The organism is Streptomyces sp. MspMP-M5, from assembly GCF_000373585.1.
Lineage (GTDB): Bacteria > Actinomycetota > Actinomycetes > Streptomycetales > Streptomycetaceae > Streptomyces.
In genome coordinates, this window is sequence record NZ_KB891922.1 from 26,303 (window position 1) to 42,206 (window position 15,904).

At 72.2% G+C, this 15,904-nt stretch carries 14 protein-coding genes; 6 read left to right on the forward strand and 8 right to left on the reverse strand.

What is annotated here, in order from left to right; all coding sequences use genetic code 11:
* The first annotated feature begins 51 nt into the window (after nucleotides 1-51).
* A complete protein-coding gene (locus tag B073_RS0131000) occupies nucleotides 52-243 on the forward strand; it encodes a MerR family transcriptional regulator (protein WP_026247889.1) in 192 nt (63 codons plus the stop codon).
* Between the two features lie 29 nt (nucleotides 244-272).
* On the opposite strand, the gene B073_RS0131005 is transcribed toward B073_RS0131000, so the two are convergent.
* The gene (locus B073_RS0131005) at nucleotides 273-1,355 is read right to left on the reverse strand and encodes a LacI family DNA-binding transcriptional regulator (RefSeq protein ID WP_018541974.1); all 1,083 of its coding nucleotides are present in this window, start codon (nucleotides 1,353-1,355) and stop codon (nucleotides 273-275) included.
* Between the two features lie 357 nt (nucleotides 1,356-1,712).
* Here B073_RS0131005 and B073_RS0131010 point away from each other — a divergent pair, with 357 nt between their 5' ends.
* Entirely contained in the window at nucleotides 1,713-2,747 is a 1,035-nt protein-coding gene (locus tag B073_RS0131010; RefSeq protein ID WP_018541975.1) for a Gfo/Idh/MocA family oxidoreductase, read from the forward strand.
* Nucleotides 2,748-2,839: 92 nt separating this feature from the next.
* Nucleotides 2,840-3,664, forward strand: coding sequence for a sulfite exporter TauE/SafE family protein (locus B073_RS0131015; RefSeq protein WP_026247890.1), 825 nt, complete (start codon nucleotides 2,840-2,842; stop codon nucleotides 3,662-3,664).
* Between the two features lie 108 nt (nucleotides 3,665-3,772).
* Here B073_RS0131015 and B073_RS0131020 read toward each other — a convergent pair whose 3' ends face one another.
* Together B073_RS0131020 and B073_RS41695 are read right to left on the reverse strand one after the other, a co-directional pair.
* Nucleotides 3,773-4,297: a GNAT family N-acetyltransferase gene (locus B073_RS0131020; RefSeq protein ID WP_018541977.1), complete on the reverse strand. Its 525-nt coding sequence runs from the start codon at nucleotides 4,295-4,297 to the stop codon at nucleotides 3,773-3,775.
* A 132-nt stretch (nucleotides 4,298-4,429) separates the two neighbouring features.
* On the reverse strand, nucleotides 4,430-5,122 hold the full coding sequence (locus B073_RS41695) for a DedA family protein (RefSeq protein WP_018541978.1): 693 nt from the start codon (nucleotides 5,120-5,122) through the stop codon (nucleotides 4,430-4,432).
* A 255-nt stretch (nucleotides 5,123-5,377) separates the two neighbouring features.
* Here B073_RS41695 and B073_RS0131030 point away from each other — a divergent pair, with 255 nt between their 5' ends.
* Nucleotides 5,378-5,665, forward strand: coding sequence for a heavy-metal-associated domain-containing protein (locus tag B073_RS0131030; protein ID WP_018541979.1), 288 nt, complete (start codon nucleotides 5,378-5,380; stop codon nucleotides 5,663-5,665).
* Nucleotides 5,666-6,365: 700 nt separating this feature from the next.
* Here B073_RS0131030 and B073_RS0131035 read toward each other — a convergent pair.
* The 5 genes from B073_RS0131035 to B073_RS0131055 form a co-directional block, all read right to left on the reverse strand.
* Complete coding sequence (locus B073_RS0131035; protein WP_018541980.1) at nucleotides 6,366-7,655, reverse strand: citrate synthase; 1,290 nt, start codon at nucleotides 7,653-7,655, stop codon at nucleotides 6,366-6,368.
* Between the two features lie 176 nt (nucleotides 7,656-7,831).
* Nucleotides 7,832-10,042 (reverse strand): ATP-dependent RecD-like DNA helicase, encoded by a 2,211-nt coding sequence (locus B073_RS0131040; RefSeq protein ID WP_018541981.1) that lies wholly within the window; start codon nucleotides 10,040-10,042, stop codon nucleotides 7,832-7,834.
* Between the two features lie 140 nt (nucleotides 10,043-10,182).
* Entirely contained in the window at nucleotides 10,183-11,031 is an 849-nt protein-coding gene (locus tag B073_RS0131045; RefSeq protein WP_018541982.1) for a sugar phosphate isomerase/epimerase family protein, read from the reverse strand.
* Nucleotides 11,028-12,197, reverse strand: coding sequence for a dihydrodipicolinate synthase family protein (locus tag B073_RS0131050; RefSeq protein WP_018541983.1), 1,170 nt, complete (start codon nucleotides 12,195-12,197; stop codon nucleotides 11,028-11,030). The genes B073_RS0131045 and B073_RS0131050 overlap by 4 nt, the downstream gene beginning before the upstream one ends.
* On the reverse strand, nucleotides 12,194-13,342 hold the full coding sequence (locus B073_RS0131055; protein WP_026247891.1) for a Gfo/Idh/MocA family protein: 1,149 nt from the start codon (nucleotides 13,340-13,342) through the stop codon (nucleotides 12,194-12,196). The genes B073_RS0131050 and B073_RS0131055 overlap by 4 nt, the downstream gene beginning before the upstream one ends.
* 166 nt (nucleotides 13,343-13,508) lie before the next feature.
* Here B073_RS0131055 and B073_RS0131060 point away from each other — a divergent pair, with 166 nt between their 5' ends.
* Nucleotides 13,509-14,699, forward strand: a complete 1,191-nt coding sequence (locus B073_RS0131060) for a LacI family DNA-binding transcriptional regulator (protein WP_018541985.1) — start codon at nucleotides 13,509-13,511, stop codon at nucleotides 14,697-14,699.
* Nucleotides 14,700-14,834: 135 nt separating this feature from the next.
* Nucleotides 14,835-15,668, forward strand: a complete 834-nt coding sequence (locus B073_RS0131065; protein ID WP_026247892.1) for a sugar phosphate isomerase/epimerase family protein — start codon at nucleotides 14,835-14,837, stop codon at nucleotides 15,666-15,668.
* Nucleotides 15,669-15,904 lie beyond the last annotated feature (236 nt).

Genomic DNA, 15,904 nt, shown 5'->3' on the forward strand with positions numbered 1-15,904 from the left:
GCGCCGGCTCGCCGGGCCGACCCTGTGTGCGGTGCCAAGGAGGTGCGCAAGATGACCGACCGAAGGCTCTGGTCGTACAAGGAGATCGCTGCCCATATCCGGGTGCAGCCGGACACCGTGCGTTCCTACCGCAAGCACGGTCTGCTGCCGGATCCCGATCTGGTGGAGGGCGGCAGACCGTACTGGTTCGCCGACACCGTAAGAGCCTGGGTGGCGCAGCGCCCCCGCCAACGCGGCCGGTAGCGGACGGCTGAGCCGGGCCCGCCGCGCCGCTACGGCAGCGCCGCCTCCCCCTCCCGAGGCGGTGCCGCGGAGCCTCTGATCTCCAGCTCAGGAGTGACGAGTTGACGGTCGGCGGGCGCGTCGGGGTGTGCCATCCGGTCCAGCAGGCAACGGGCGGCGCGGCGGCCGACCTCGTGACTGGCGTTGTTGACCGAGTTCAGCCAGAGGTGGCGGATGCGGGAGAGGTAGGTGTTGTCGTAGCCGACGAGGGAGAGGTCGGCAGGCACGTCGAGCCCCAGTTCCCCGGCGGCGGACAACGCGCCGATCCCGGAGAGGTCGTTGAACGCGAAGACGGCGGTGGGCCGACGGCCGCCCGCGGCCGGGCTGAGCATCCGTACGGCGGCGCGGTAGCCGCCCTCCTCCGTCCCGTCGCCGCCCGCCACCCGGGCGTCGGCGGCCAGCCCGTGGTCGCGCATCGCCGCCTCGAAGCCGCGCCGACGCAGCTCGCCGACCAGGCCCTGCCCGGCGATATGGGCGATCCGGCGGTGCCCGAGGCCGATGAGGTGCCCGGTGGCGAGGCGGGCGCCGCGCTCGTCGTCGTTGGCGACGATGTCGGCCCGCGGCAGCTTGGGTCCGTGGTTGCCGGCGATGACGGTCGGCAGCCGCTCGGCGACCTCGGCGAGACCGGTGGTGTCCGGGAGGGTGCCGACGACGACCAGGCCGTCGACCCGCAGCTCCTGGAAGGTGCGGGCGAACTCCTGGCCGGTGCGCCGGTCCAGGCGGCCGTCGGCCATCAGCATGCGCAGACCATGGGCGTGCAGGAGGGAGTTGAGGCCGTCGAGGACGTCCACGAACCAGGGGTTGCGCATGTCGTTCAGCAGGACACCGACGGTGTGGGTACGGCGGGCCACCAGGCTGCGGGCGGCGGCATTGGGCCGGTAGCCCAGTTCGTCGATGGCGGCCAGGACGGCCTGCCGCTTGGCGTCGCTGACCCGCGGCGACCCCTGGAGCACGAGTGAGACCAGCGATTTGGAGACACCGGCGCGCTCGGCGACACCGCGAATCGTCGGAGGCCGGTCTGCACCGGACCGCTCCGCGAGGGGTTCACCCGGTGACCTGTTGGACCGTTCCATGTGCGGGATCCTTCCATCGGCGCAGGTCGGGGTCAACGTGCGTACGAACGCACCGCCACGTTCGCGCAGTTGCCCCCACTCGAGGGTTGACATGCGGACATACGGACATGCAGGGTTCCGAAGGGATAGTCGTTGGACCGTTCCAACTATCTACGCCCCCACTCACATCGCGGCGCCTCCCCTCCCTCCCCCCGCACAACAGCGGCTCCCGGCCTCCCCTCCCCCTCCCTCTCCCCCGACTCACCCACCACCTCCGCCACTCCTCCGCCACTCCCCACGCGCCCTCCCGTCTCCCCTCTCGCTCCCCTCCCTCCCCCGTCTCCCGTCTCCCGTCTCCCGTCTCCCGAAGGGAACCCCATGAAGATCGGTCTCATCGGCACCGGGCGTATCGGTGCGTTCCATGCCGCGACCCTGCAGAACGTGCCCGGCGTCACCGGCCTCGTCGTCGCCGACGCGGATCCGGCGCGGGCCGTCGCACTCGCCGACACCCTGGGCGTACGGGCCGCCGACGGCATCGAGGCGATGTACGCGGAGGGCGTGGACGGCGTGGTGATCACCGCCGCGACCAGTGCGCACGCCGCGCTGATCCATCAGGCCCTGGACGCCGGTGTGCCGGTGTTCTGCGAGAAGCCGGTGGCACTGGACGTGCCGGGCACCCGCGCCGTCGTCGAACGCACCCAAGCCGGCACCGTCCCCGTGCAGATCGGTTTCCAGCGACGGTTCGACGCCGGGTACCGCGCGGCCCGTGCGGCGTTCCGCTCCGGCGAGCTGGGCTGGCTGCACACCCTGCGCGCCTGCACCAGCGACCAGTCTCCGCCGCCGGCGGCCTTCATCCCCACCTCCGGCGGACTGTTCCGGGACTGCAGCATCCACGACTTCGACATCATGCGCTGGCTGACCGGCCGCGAGGTGGTCTCGGTCTACGCCCAGGGCGCCAACCGCGGCGCGGACTTCTTCGCCGACGGCGACGACGTGGACACCTGCGCCGCGCTGCTGCGCTTCGACGACGACACCCTGGCCACGGTCACCGCGACCCGCTACAACGGCGCGGGCCACGACGTCCGGCTGGAGGTCTGCGGTTCCCAGGGCGCCCGGTTCGTCGGCCTGGACGACCGGGCACCGATGCCGTCCGCCGAGGCGAAGCTGTCCTGGCCGCGGGCCGATGCCCCGTACGCCACGTTCATGGAGCGCTTCCACGACGCGTACGTGACCGAGCTGGGGGTCTTCGTCGAGGTGGCCGCGGGCCGTACGCCCAGCCCGTGCACCCCCGCCGAGGCACTGGAGGCGCTGTATGTCGCGGAGGCGTGCGACCGCTCGCGGCGGACCGGTCAGCCGGTGGCCGTCGCGGACGTCCGGGCCGCCGCGGTCGGCGGGGCGGCGCCCGACGCGTGACCGGCACAGGGGCCGGTGCAGGGACCGGTGCAGGGACCGGGGCTCTCGGCATGGTGGAACATCTCGCGGCCGTCCCCGGAACGGAGTCGGGCATGCTGCCGTTGGGTGTCCTGCCGTTGGCCATGCTGATGCTCGCCGCGCTGCTGGTGGGGGTCTCCAAGACCGCCGTCAGCGGCGTGGGGGCGCTGAGCGTGGCGCTCTTCGCAGCCGTGCTCCCGGCCAGGGAATCCACCGGTGTCCTCCTTCCGCTGCTGCTCGTAGGTGATGTGCTGGCCGTCCGTGCCTATCGGGGGCACGCCGACCGGGCCGTGCTGCTCCGGCTGCTGCCGTCGGTGGCGGCCGGGGTGCTGCTCGGAGTGGTGTTCGTCGCGCGGACCGATGACGTCGTCATGCGGCGCACCATCGGCGTGCTCCTGCTGGCGGTGGCGGTGCACCACGGTTGGCAACGGGCCCGCGCCAACTCCCGGTCCCGGGTCCGGTGTCCCACCCAGGCGCAGGCCCTGAGGCGAGCCCAAGCGGGTCAAGAGAGCCCCGACGTCACCGGGACCACCCCAACGCCCCGTCAACAGCGCCTGCGCACAGTGCTCTTCGGGCTGATCGCCGGCTTCGCCACCATGGTTGCCAACGCCGGCGGTCCGGCGATGTCGCTGTACCTCCTCTCGTCCGGTTTCGGGATGCTCGGGTTTCTGGGGACGGGGGCGTGGTTCTTCCTGATCGTCAATCTCGTCAAGGTGCCGTTCAGCGTGGGGCTGGGGCTGGTCACGGCGGACGGGCTCGCGCTGGACGCGTTGCTGGTGCTCGCCGTGGTCGTGGGTGCGCGTGCCGGGCGGGCGCTGGTGCACCGCATCGACCAGAGCGCCTTCGAGCGGCTGGTGCTCGTCTTCACGGCCCTCGCCGGCGTCGGTCTGCTGCGCTGAGGCCGGGCGGGCGCGGACGGGCGTGCCTGGGGTGCTGGCCCAGGCGCCTCGGCTGTGCGCCCGGCAGCCCGGGACAAGGCCCCGCCCACCAGGCGGCGGCCGGCCGCATCACCCCACCACGTCACCCGGCGCGCCTCCGCCCGCGCGCTCCGGCAGCGCCACCCACCAGTCGTTGACCCGTATGAGACGGCCCTTGGGGTATTCGAGTGCGCACTCTCCCCCGAGGGCAAAGCCAGCCTTGCGGCACAGTGCGTTCGACGCGGCGTTGGCCACCGAGGGGAAGGCGTGGACGGTGCGGTGCCGTCCTTCGGCGGCGGCCGCGGCGAGGACCTGCCGTACCGCGGTCGTCGCGATGCCGCGGCCCTGGAATCCGGGGAGCACGCCCCAGCCCGTCTCGTAGACCGTCGCCCCTTGCCACTCCCGCTGCCAGAAGCCGACCGTCCCCACGGCTTCGCCGTCCGGCAGGAGCAGGATGCGGTACATCCGGCCCGGCCCCTCGTCGTCGAGATATCTATGGTGGCGCCGGACGAGCTGCTCCTCGGTCTCCGGCCCGCCCAAGTGCCGGGTCATCTCGGGGGCGTTGGCCTTACGGAGCAGGTCGAGACCGGCTTCCGTCCACCGCTCGATCCGCACCCACGCTTCGGCCCTACCCGCTCCCTTGCCCGCTTCCGCTCCCTTGCCTGCTTCCTTGCCTGCTTCGATTTCTCGTTCCGTGATTTCTCGTTGCGTCGCCATGACCCCAACGTTACGGACGACCACTGACAGTCACGCCGTGACGTTGGAGGACGCCTGGTCGCCACCCTCGTCGCGGTCGGCTTCGCGACCGATCCCGCACCCCGGCCCGCGGGTCATCTCGCGGTCGGCGAGCGGGGGTTCACCGGCCGCCCTGCGGCCGCCCCGGGCACGCCGGGCACGACGACGGACGGTCCACTGGACGACGGTGCCGACCGTGGCGACGACGACGGAGACGCCGAGGCCGATGCCCGCGGCGTAGAGGCGGTTTCCGGCAGCGGCGCTGCCGAGGTAGCCGAGGCCGACGGAGTAGGCCGCCCACAGGGATTCGGCGAGGCCGGCGCCGATCAGGTACTTGCGCAGGGGGTAGCGCAGCACCCCGGAGGCCAGGGGGCCGACGATCCGCCCACTGGGCAGGAACCGCACGGCGATCACGAAGGGCACGCCGTAGCGCCGGATCCGCCGGCTGGTCCATTCGAGTGCTGTGCGGCGGCGCGGGCGGCGGAGCATCCAGGCACGGACCGGACCGCCGAACCGCCGGGCGGCGAGGTACATCAGCACGTCGCCGAGCAGGGCACTGCCCGCGACGACGGCCAGGACGAGAGGAAGCGCGAGGTGCCCTTCGGAGGCGAGGACGCCGGCCGAGACGAGCAGCGCGGAGTTGGGGACCAGTGGCGGCAGGGTGGTGAGCGCCAGCAGGCCGTAGAGGGCGAGTGTGCCGTCCATCCGGCCGCCTCCTCGGATCCGCGCCCCGAGTTCGTATCCCCAGGCTGACGCGTGGCGGGGTGGGCGGCAACGCGTGCGACCCGGGGGCCCCGGACTGGATTCATACCCCTAGGGGGTATAGAGTTGCGAAAGTCGGGCGGACGACACCGGCCGCCACCGCGCTCTCTCACGCCACTCGGGCACCACACTGAGCGCAACGGCCACATCGCCCGCACCGGCGCATGTCGGCACACACGGCACCACGAGGAGAATCCCATGGCTGAGAACAGCTCCTGCTGCACCCCTGACAACTCCTGCCACACCGGCGGCGGCACCGCCGTCCAGGCCGACGCGGTGACCACCACCTACAAGGTCACGGGCATGACCTGCGGACACTGTGAGGGCGCGGTGTCGTCCGAGATCGGCGAGATCGCCGGGGTGAGCGCGGTGCAGGCGGTCGCGTCGACCGGCCTGGTGACCATCACCTCGGAGGCGCCGCTGGACGAGGCCGAGGTGCGCGCGGCGGTGGACGAGGCGGGCTACGATCTCGTGGGCCAGGTCTGATCCGAGCCGACACCGTCGCGCTCGTCCACGAGGCGCAGGACGCACCCGCTCCGGCGGGGCGGTCTGCGCCTCGCGCGTATCGGGGAACACTCCCACAACCGGGCACCCACGGTAATCGCCGCAGACCGGGACGATCAGCGGCGAATGGTCACAACGTCAGGACGCGGCCACGAAAATTCACACGGCCCTTACAACTGGCACAACACCCATACCTCGGGGCGTCGATCTCCAAATGGAAGTCCTTGACCACATTCGACCCCATATGGCATGAGACCCAGATCACACTCTTCGGAACGTAACCATCGAGGGGGGTCGCGAGTCTAACCGGGCAGTGCAGGCACCCCGGCGGGGCTTGCACTGCGACAGCCGTGCAAGGTCTTGGGGGACCGCGCCCGGCTCCGCGTTGGCCGGGGCGACGCGCCCGGGGAGCTTTGAGCGGCCCTCCCGAATGTGCGCGTCCCGGCAGAGCGCGGTGCAACCCGGAACGCCCGGCCGGATCCCGTGGGGGGAATCCGCACCGGGACATGGGAAGCGCCCCGCACTCTGGACCCGTGGGGGGATCCGGAGGCGGGGCGCTTTTCGTTTGCGCGTACGCGCTCCCGCACCGGCCGGACCGGGGCAGGGCGTTTCGCGTTTACGCGATTATCGATCACCAGTGCGTAACGGCCGGCGCCGGTCCGGCCGCTGCGCGGGACCGGACTCAGCGCTCCTGGACGGGCACGAAGTCGCGCTCGACCACACCGGTGTAGACCTGGCGCGGACGGCCGATCCGGGAACCGGGCTCGGTGATCATCTCGTGCCACTGGGCGATCCAGCCGGGCAGCCGGCCGAGCGCGAAGAGCACGGTGAACATCTCGGTCGGGAAGCCCATGGCCCGGTAGATCAGGCCGGTGTAGAAGTCGACGTTCGGGTAGAGCTTGCGCTCGACGAAGTAGTCGTCGGCCAACGCGTGCTCCTCCAGCTTCAGGGCGATGTCGAGGAGCTCGTCCTCCTTGCCCAGAGCCGAGAGGACATCGTGCGCCGCGGCCTTGATGATCTTCGCCCGGGGGTCGAAGTTCTTGTAGACGCGGTGCCCGAAGCCCATGAGCTTCACGCCGTCTTCCTTGTTCTTCACCTTGCGGATGAAGGTGTCGACGTCGCCGCCGGCGTCCCGGATGCCCTCCAGCATCTCCAGCACCGACTGGTTGGCACCACCGTGCAGGGGGCCCCAGAGGGCGTTGATGCCCGCCGAGATCGAGGCGAAGAGGTTCGCCTGCGAGGAGCCGACCAGGCGCACGGTGGAGGTCGAGCAGTTCTGCTCGTGGTCCGCGTGCAGAATCAGCAGCTTGTCGAGCGCGTTGACCACGACCGGGTCCAGCTCGTACTCGGCGGCGGGGACCGAGAAGGTCATCCGCAGGAAGTTCTCCACGTAACCGAGGTCGTTGCTCGGGTAGACGACCGGGTGGCCGACCATTTTCTTGTAGGCGTAGGCCGCGATCGTCGGGAGCTTGGCCAGCAGGCGGATCGTGGAGATGTGCCGCTGCCGCTCGTCGAACGGGTTGTGGCTGTCCTGGTAGAACGTCGACAGCGCGCTGACCACGGAGGACAGCATGGCCATCGGGTGGGCGTCCCGGGGGAAGCCGTCGTAGAAGCGCTTGACGTCCTCGTGGAGCAGGGTGTGGTAGGTGATGTCCTGCTTGAAATTCGCCAGCTCGTCGACGGTGGGCAGCTCACCGTTGATGAGGAGGTACGCGGTCTCCACGAACGTGCTGCGCTCGGCGAGCTGCTCGATCGGGTAACCGCGGTAACGCAGGATGCCCTTTTCACCGTCGAGGTAGGTGATCGCGGATTTATACGCCGCGGTGTTGCCGTAACCGGAATCCAGGGTCACCAGACCGGTCTGGGCGCGCAGCTTCGAGATGTCGAAGCCCTTGTCGCCGACCGTGCTGTCGACGACCGGGTAGCTGTATTCGCCGTCCCCGTAACGCAGTACTACAGAGTTGTCGCTCACGTCATCCCTCACCGACGTTGTGCCTCTTCTTCGAGGTGCCCTGACTGCCTATACCTTCCCCCATTTGGACCTTGGATGTGCACTCGGGGTCGGCCATAGGGCCCCATCGCGGCACTCAGTGCCGCATTGGAGTCCATCCTGCTCCCGTTCGCCCCGATTGGGAAAGAGGGGAGACCTCACATCGCTCCGGCGAGCCGGTGATCCAGCGCGGTATGCCTCCGACCGGCGGATACCGTGCGTACGGCCTGACCGAGGGCCCTACGGGAGCCGACCAGCACCACCAGGCGCTTCGCCCGGGTGACAGCGGTATAGAGCAGATTGCGCTGGAGCATCATCCAGGCGCTGGTGGTGACCGGAATCACCACGGCCGGATACTCGCTCCCCTGGGAGCGATGGATCGTCACCGCGTAGGCATGGGCGAGTTCGTCCAGTTCGTCGAAGTCGTACGGCACCTCCTCGTCCTCGTCCGTGCGGACCGTCAGCTGCTGCTCGACGGCGTCCAGGGCCGTGACCACCCCCACCGTGCCGTTGAAGACGCCGTTGCGGCCCTTCTCGTAGTTGTTCCGGATCTGGGTGACCTTGTCGCCGACGCGGAAGACCCGGCCGCCGAAGCGGCGCTCGGGCAGATCCGGGCGCGCCGGGGTCACCGCCTGCTGGAGCAGGCCGTTGAGCGCCCCCGCACCCGCCGGGCCGCGGTGCATCGGGGCCAGCACCTGGACGTCCCGGCGCGGATCGAGGCCGAACTTCGCCGGGATACGGCGCGCCACCACGTCCACCGTCAACCGGGCGGCCTCCTCCGCGTCCTCCTCCGGGAACAGGAAGAAGTCCTTCAAGCCGCTGGTCAGCGGGGGGACGCCGGAATTGATGCGGTGCGCGTTGGTGACCACACCGGACTCCTGGGCCTGGCGGAAGATCTTCGTCAACCGGACCGCGGGCACCGTGCCCGGTGCGGCCAGGAGATCGCGCAGGACCTCGCCGGCGCCCACCGACGGCAGCTGGTCCACGTCGCCCACCAGGAGCAGATGGGCGCCCGGCGGGACCGCCTTGACGAGCTTGTTCGCCAACAGCAGATCCAGCATCGACGCCTCGTCGACCACCACCAGGTCGGCGTCCAGCGGACGGTCCGCGTCGTAGGCGGCGTCCCCGCCCGGCTTGAGCTCCAGCAGGCGGTGAACGGTGGAGGCGTCCGCACCCGTCAGCTCCGCCAGCCGCTTGGCCGCCCGGCCCGTGGGCGCCGCCAGCACCACCCTGGCCTGCTTGGCGCGGGCCAGCTCGACCACCGAGCGGACCGTGAAGGACTTGCCGCAGCCCGGACCGCCCGTGAGCACCGCCACCTTGCTCGTCAGCGCCAGGCGGACCGCCGCCTGCTGCTCGGGGGCCAGCTGCGCCCCGGTGCGCCGCGCCAGCCAGGCCAGCGCCCGCTCCCAGTCGACGCCGTGGAAGGCCGGCATCCGGTCGTCGTCGGTGCGCAGCAGACGGGACAGCCGCCCGGCCAGGGAGATCTCCGCGCGGTGGAACGGCACCAGATACACGCCGCTGACCGGATCGCCGTCCTCCGCACCGGGGACCTTCTCGCGGACCACGCCCTCCGGGTCCTCGGCCAGCTCGGCCAGGCAGTCGATGACCAGGCCGGTGTCCACCTGGAGCAACTTCACCGCGTCCGCGATCAGTTGCTCCTCGGGCAGGAAGCAGTGGCCCTGGTCCGTGGACTGCGACAGGGCGTACTGGAGGCCGGACTTGACCCGCTCCGGGCTGTCGTGCGGAATGCCCACCGACTGGGCGATCCGGTCGGCGGTCAGGAAACCGATGCCCCAGACGTCGGCGGCGAGACGGTAGGGCTGGTTCTTCACCACGGAGATCGACGCGTCGCCGTACTTCTTGTAGATCCGCACCGCGATGGAGGTGGACACACCGACGCCCTGGAGGAAGACCATGACCTCCTTGATGGCCTTCTGCTCCTCCCAGGCGGCGCCGATCAGCTTGGTGCGCTTGGGCCCCAGGCCGGGCACCTCGATCAAGCGCTCGGGGTCCTTCTCGATGACGTCGAGGGTCTCGATGCCGAAGTGCTCGGTGATGCGGTCGGCGATCCGGGGGCCGATGCCCTTGATGAGGCCCGAGCCCAGATAGCGGCGGATGCCCTGGACGGTCGCGGGCAGGACGGTGGTGTAGTTCTCCACCGTGAACTGCTTGCCGAACTGGGGGTGGGAGCCCCAGCGGCCCTCCATCCGCAGCGACTCCCCCGGCTGCGCGCCCAGCAGCGCACCGACGACGGTCAGCAGCTCACCGGAGCCACGGCCGGTGTCGACCCTGGCGACGGTGTAACCGTTCTCCTCGTTGGCATAGGTGATCCGCTCCAGGACCCCTTCCACCACGGCTGCGTTGACCATGCCTCGACGGTACCGCCGGGCGCTGACAGCGCGGCGGCGACGGTGCGGAATCCGGGCGGCCGACGGCGGCGGACGAGGCGCTGCCGGCCCCGGTCGGCGAGCGCTCCGCAGGCGCCGACCGGGTCGCCTGCTGCGCTGCGTCAGGCGACGTGGGCGGTGAAGCGGGTGACGATCTCCGTGAGGACCTCGGTGCCGTCGCGGGACCACAGCGCGGGGTTGAAGATCTCCACCTCGATGAAGCCCCGGTAGCCGGCCGCGTCGACCCGTTCGCGGAACCAGCGCAGATCCACCGCGCCGTCGCCCAACTGCCCGCGGCCCAGCAGGACGCCCTCCGGGAGCGGGGTGATCCAGTCGGCGAGCTGGAAGGCGGCGATACGGCAGGGGCGGGCGGCGCGGTCGAGCTGGGCGGCGAGCGTGTCGTCCCACCACAGGTGGTAGGTGTCCACCACCACGCCCACCTGGTCGGCCGGGAACCGCTCCGCCAGATCCAGGGCCTGGGCGAGCGTGGAGACCACGCACCGGTCCGCCGCGTACATCGGGTGGAGGGGTTCCAGCGCCAGCCGGACGCCCCGCTCGGCGGCGTACGGGGCCAGTTCGGCGAGCGCGTCGGCGACCCGCTCACGGGCGCCGGGCAGGTCCCGGCTGCCCGGCGGCAGCCCGCCGGAGACCAGGACCAGGGTGCCGGTCCCCAGGGCCGCGGCCTCCTCGACGGCGGCCCGGTTGTCCGCCAGGGCCGCCTGGCGGACAGCCGGATCCTCGGCGGTGAAGAAGCCGCCCCGGCAGAGACTGCTGACGGCCAGCCCGGCGTCCCGTACGAGACGGGCGGCGGCCCGCACCCCGTAGGCGCGCACCGGAGCCCGCCACAGGCCGACGCCCCGCAGGCCCGCCCGGGCGCAGCCGTCGGCGAGTTCGGGCAGCGACCACTGCCGGACGGTCTCCTGGTTGAGACTCAGACGGGACAGCAGGGGCAGCGGCTCGGCATGCGTCACGGGGTGCTCGCCTCCTCGGCACCATGGACGGCCAGGAGGGCGCGCATCCTCGCGGCGGCCAGGTCCGGGTCGGGGAACAGGCCCAGCGCGGCGGCGAGTTCATGGGCGCGGCGCAGATGCGGGAGGGAGCGGGCGGACTGCAGGCCGCCGACCATGGTGAAGTGCGACTGGTGCCCGGCCAACCAGGCGAGCAGGACCACACCGGTCTTGTAGTAGCGGGTGGGCGGCGCGAAGAGATGCCGGGCCAGGGGCAGCGTCGGGTCCAGGACCGCGCGGAAACCGGCCGGGTCGCCGGCGTCGAGGCGACGGAGTGCCTCGGCGGCCAGTGGGGCGAGCGGGTCGAAGACACCCAGCAGTGCGTCGCTGAAGCCGTGCGCGTCACCGGCGATCAGCTCCGGATAGTGGAGGTCGTCGCCCGTGTAGCAGCGCACGCCCGCACCCTTCTTCTTGCCCGAGGTCCCCGCGGCCGCCCCCACTGCCTTGAGCCGGCGGCGCAGCCGTACCTCCCGGGAGGCGTCCAGGAGGGAGACCTTGACGCCGTCCACCGCGCCGGGACGGTCGGCGATGATGCCGAGGAGGGTCTCCGTGGCGGCGTCGAGGTCCGGGCTGCCCCAGTAGCCGGCCAGCGCCGGGTCGAACATCGGGCCGAGCCAGTGCAGGATCACCGGACGGGTGGTCTGGCGCAGCAGGTGGCCGTAGAGGTCGCGGTAGGCGTCCGGGCCGGCACCGAGCGCGGCGAGTTGGCGGGACGCCATCAGGACAGGCCGCGCGCCGGCGTCCTCGGCTACCGCGAGCTGCTCCTCGTAGGCGGCCCGGACGCCGGCCAACGTGGCGCCGCGCGGCGGAAGTTGGTCGGTGCCGACGCCGCAGGCGAGACGGCCGCCGACGGCGCGGGCCTCGGCGGCCGTACGGCGGATCAGTTCGGCGGCGCGCGGCCAGTCCAGGCCCGCACCACGCTGGGCGGTGTCCATCGCCTCGGCCACGCCCAGCCCGTGTGCCCACAGGTGGTGGCGGAAGGCGAGGGTGGCATCCCAGTCGAGGGCGGCCGGACCCTCCGGTGTGGTGTCGGCGCGCGGGTCGGCGACCACATGGGCGGCGGCGAAGACCGTACGGGAGCGCGGCCGCGGCGGCGTCCCGGAGGGGGCCGCGGGTCCGGGCGCGGTCACCGGGACAGCTCCGGGACGGGCAGCCGGCGCCCCTCGGCGGAGGAGCGCAGGCCCAGTTCGGCGAGCTGGACGCCGCGGGCGCCCGCCCAGAGGTCCCAGTGCCAGGGCCCGTCGGCCACCACGTGCCGCAGGAAGCGCTCCCACTGGACCTTGAAGGCGTTGTCGAACTCCCCGTTGTCGGGGACCTCCTGCCACTGGTCGCGGAACGGCTCGGTGGACGGGAGGTCGGGGTTCCAGACGGGTTTGGGGGTGGTGGCGCGGTGCTGGACGCGGCAGCGGCGCAGTCCGGCGACGGCGGAGCCCTCGGTTCCGTCGACCTGGAACTCCAGCAGTTCGTCGCGGTGCACCCGGACCGTCCAGGAGGAGTTGATCTGGGCGAGGACGCCGCCGTCCAGTTCGAAGAGGGCGTACGCCGCGTCGTCGGCGGTGGCCTCGTAGGGGGCGCCGGACTCGTCCCAGCGGCGCGGGAGGTGGGTGGCGACCCGGGCCTGGACGGCGCGGACCGGCCCGAACAGCTCGTGCAGCACGTACTCCCAGTGCGGGAACATGTCGGACGCGATGCCGCCGCCGTCCTCGGCACGGTAGTTCCAGGAGGGGCGCTGGGCCGGCTGCCGGTCGCCCTCGAAGACCCAGTAGCCGAACTCGCCCCGCACGGACAGGACGCGGCCGAAGAAGCCGGCCTCCAGGAGGCGCCGCAGTTTGCGCAGCCCCGGGAGGAAGAGCTTGTCCTGGACGACGCCGTGTCTGACGCCGGCCTCCTGGGCAAGCCGGGCGAGCTGCAGGGCCTCGGTCGTGCCAGTGGCGGTGGGCTTTTCCACGTAGAGGTGCTTACCGGCGGCAATCGCTTTCTTCACGGCCGGTGCGCGGGCGGCGGTTGCCTGGGCGTCGAAGTAGATCTCGACGGTGTCGTCGGCAAGGACGGTGTCGAGATCGGTGCTCCAGGCGAGGCCGTACCGGTCGGCCAACGCCCGGACCCGCTGCCCGGAGCGGCCGACCAGCACCGGTTCCGGCCAGATCACCGTGGCGTCGTCGAGCGGGAGTCCGCCCTGGTCGCGCAGGGCGAGGAGGGAGCGGACCAGGTGCTGGTAGTGGCCCATGCGCCCGGTCACGCCGTTCATGGCGATGCGTACGGTCCTGCGTGTCACGGCCCGGCCTCTCTCGCGCTCGGTGGGTGAAGTGGGTGCGGAGTGGGGGTGTGCGGAGGGGTGCCTGTGGACAGTAAGCGCTTTCTTCGAGGAGGGACGCTAGCCTGCCTGGCAGGTCGCCAACAAGACGGTGTTCGGCGGATGTTGAGACGCACGGGAGGGTGTGATGGCGGTGACGCTGGCGGATGTGGCGGCGCGCGCGGGGGTGTCGCCGGCGACCGTCTCGCGGGTGCTCAGCGGGCGCTATCGGGTGACGGAGGGCACCCGCGGCCGGGTGCTGCGGGCGGTGGCGGAGCTGGAGTATGTCGTCGACGGCCCGGCGAGCGCGCTGGCCGGCGCCGGTTCGGACCTGGTGGGCATCCTGGTCAACGACATCGCCGACCCGTTCTTCGGGGTGCTGGCGGGCGCCGTCCAGGGGGAGCTGGGCGGAGCCGCCGGTCCCGGTGGCGAGAAGCTGGCCGTGGTGTGCAGTACGGGCGGCTCCCCTGAGCGCGAGCTGGACCATCTCACTCACCTCCAGCGGCAGCGGGCGGCCGCGGTGGTGCTGACCGGCGGTGCCCCGGAGGATCCGGAGCACGCGCGGGCGCTCTCCGCCCGGTTGGCGCGGCTGACGGAGGCGGGCACCAGGGTGGTGCTGTGCGGGCGGCCCCGGCCGGAGCCGCCCGGGGCGCAGGCAGGGGAAGAGGCGGAGGAGACGCCTCCACGGTTCGCCGGACGCCCCCCGGCCGCCGTGCAGCCCGTCACCCTGGCGTTCGACAACCGTGGCGGCGCCCGGCGGCTGACGGGGCATCTGCTGGCGCTGGGGCACCGCCGGATCGGCTGCGTCGCGGGCCCGGCCGGCCGCACCACCACCGCCGAGCGCCTGGCCGGCCACCGCGACGCACTCGCCGCGCACGGCGTCGCGGACGTGCCGGAGCGTACGGTCCCCGGGGCCTACGACCGCGCCTCGGGCTATGACGCGGCCCTGGAGCTGCTCCGCCGGGAGCCGGCACTGACGGCCGTCGTGGCGGCCAACGACACCGCCGCGCTGGGAGTGTGCGCGGCGCTGCGCGACCGGGGGCTGCGCATACCGGAGGACGTCTCGGTCACCGGCTTCGACGATCTGCCGTTCAGCGCCGACGCCACGCCCGCGCTCACCACGGCACGACTGCCGCTGCGGGAGGCTGGGGCCCGGGCCGGGCGGCTGGCGGTAGGGAGGGCGGCGGCGCCGCCGGGCGGGGTGGCGACGCTGCCCGCGGAGCTGCTGGTACGGGAGTCGACGGGGCCGGTGCGGTCCGGCGGCCCCGTCGACGGCGACCGTCGGGGGCGGCCCGGCGCGGTTTCGGGCGGGACCGGGCCGGGCAGATCTGGCGGCTGACGCGGGATGAGCCGACGCGGGCTGAAGGACAAAAACGAGGGAGGGAGGCAGAACCCGGACAAGCACACCGGCAGACGGGCCGGCCGGACGGAGACGACGGGAGTCAGGATGGACGAGGACGGCGCACCGGTCGGTATGCGGCCGGCGTTCTCGACACTCGGGGTGCCGGGAATGCCGGTCGACGAGGTGGTGCGGCTGGCCGCGCAGTGCGGCTATCAGGGGGTGGAGTTGCGGGCGCACCCCGAGGAGCCGGTCCATCCGCTGCTGGGCATACGGGAACGGGCGGCGGTGCGCGGACGGTTCGCGGACGCGGGCGTGGAGATCCTGGCCGTCGCCGGGTACGCCAGGGTCGCTGCGGAGTGTCCCGGGGCGGCGGCCGAGGCGGCGCTGGCACACGAACTGACCGAACTGGTGCTGCTGGCAGCCGACTTGGGCGCCCGGTACGTCCGGGTCTTCCCCGGCGGCGGCGACCGTCCGGCGGAGCGCGCGGCCGCGGACGCGGTCCGGCGGCTGGCCGCGGTGGCACCCCTGGCCGCGGAACGCGAGGTGCGGGTACTGCTGGAGACCCATGACTCACACCGCACCGGAGCGGCGGCGGCCCGGATCCTGGAGGCGGTGGACGATCCGCATGTGGGCGCGCTGTGGGATGTGCTGCACAGCTGGTTCGGCGGGGAGACGCCCACCGCGACCCGCGCCGCTCTGGGCCGACACCTTGGATACGTACAGGTCAAAGACGTGGCATCGGCCCATGACCTGACGCCGCTTCAGCTGGGGGCGGGCGTGCTACCGCTACCGGAGGTGACGGCCGCACTCGCCCCGGGGCCCGTCGACTGGTGGTGCTGGGAATACGAGAAGCGGTGGTACCCGAACGCGGCGGACCTGCCCGGCCTACTGAGGCAGGGCCGGACACACCTGCAACGGCTGATCGAGGAGGCGGGCAACATCGAGGAAGCGAACACCCCGGGCTGAATCGAGGGCGCGGGCCTGTGCCGGGGCAGGGCCGGCGGCGCGGGCCCGCGGCAGGACAGGGGCGCGGCCCCCACGGACACGAGCCTCGAACGGCGGGCGGCAGCCTACCCAGGGGCGCCCCAGGAGCCGCCGGCACACGCAACAACAACGCCCCGGAAAGCCCCACCGTAAGGAACAAATTACTCTCCGTAATCGTTGCGAGTATAAGGAAGCACGCGCGAGCCCAACCCCGCCCC